Source organism: Streptomyces sp. NPDC048415, from assembly GCF_040651675.1.
Taxonomy (GTDB): Bacteria; Actinomycetota; Actinomycetes; order Streptomycetales; family Streptomycetaceae; genus Streptomyces.
Genome location: NZ_JBEZKJ010000232.1, coordinates 1 through 1,131, shown reverse-complemented (window position 1 = coordinate 1,131; position 1,131 = coordinate 1). Strand labels below are relative to the sequence as shown.

1 protein-coding gene and 1 pseudogene are annotated in these 1,131 nt (G+C 70.9%); one reads left to right on the top strand and one right to left on the bottom strand.

Annotated features, from left to right (window positions below; genetic code table 11):
* Positions 1–345 (top strand): hypothetical protein (locus AB0D27_RS45530; protein ID WP_362521561.1); only part of this gene is annotated, 345 nt, incomplete at its 5' end.
* A 186-nt stretch (positions 346–531) separates the two neighbouring features.
* Here the strand turns inward: AB0D27_RS45530 and AB0D27_RS45525 are convergent.
* Positions 532–1,131: pseudogene (locus AB0D27_RS45525) on the bottom strand (TrmB family transcriptional regulator); the annotation flags it as partial.

Below are 1,131 nucleotides of genomic sequence, written 5' to 3'. Positions count from 1 at the left end.
ACGGCGACCCGACAGGCGCTGCCGCTGTACGCGGTCCGTATGTCGCCGAAGCTGGACGAGTGGAACCGGGCCGAGGCCGGCCGCAAGCTCGACATCCCGGTCCTGATCCAGCGGACGGCCGGCGCCCCGGCGTCGCCCATCCGCGTCTTCACCACCGAGGTCTCCTTCAACGAGGGGAAGACCTGGCAGTCGGTGCGGGTCAAGGGCTCCGGCGTGAAGCGCACCGTGACCGTGGAGCACCCGCGCCGCGCCGCGGGCGGCTCGGTCAGCCTGCGCGTCTACGTCAAGGACGCGGCGGGCAACTCCTTCAAGGAGACCGTCATCAAGGGCTACCTGCTCAAGTAGCCGCCTGCGCGGAGTAGCCACGTCCTCGAGTAGCTGCTTCCGCGGAGTAGTCACGTCCTCGAGTAACTGCGTCCGCGAGTAGCAGCCCGGCCGCAGCCGCCGGACGAACGGGGACAGGGCCCACCGGACACGTCCGGTGGGCCCTGTTCGTGTGCGTTGCGGCGTCCGCCGTACTCAGAGCGGTACTCAGAGCCAGTCGCGGCGGGCCGCGTGCCAGCCCAGCTGCATACGGGTGGCGACGCCCGCCAGGCTCATCAGGCCCTGGATGCGCCGCTGGACGGTGCGCTTGCTGACCCGCAGCTGTCCGGCTATCGCCTCGTCCGTCATGCCCGCGACCATCAGGGAGAGCAGGTGCCGGTCCTCCCCCACCGGCGAGGCGGCATCCGTGGTGCCGGCGCCGCCGATCTGGCCCTCCTCGGTCACCCGGAGCGGGGCCCCGATCTCCCAGTGGTGTTCGAACAGGGCGATGAGCGCGTCCAGCAGGCTGCTCTCCCGCACCACCGCGGCCCGCAGTTCCCGGGGGTTGCGGGACGTGCCCGAGGCGGCCAGCGGCAGGATGGCCACCGAGCGGTCGGCGATCGCCATCCGCAGCGGCAGCAGAGGCACCGCCCGGGCGACCTCTCCGGCGCACACGCCCTTGACGACGTAGTCCACCGCGTCGGGGTCGTCGAAGTACGCCTGCTCGTACAGGGCCCTGTAGAGCACGCCCCGGTCCAGCGCGTCGAACTCCTCCTGATTGCTCTCCGGGGACATGGCCACGTACTGGGCCTTCACGAACCACATCAT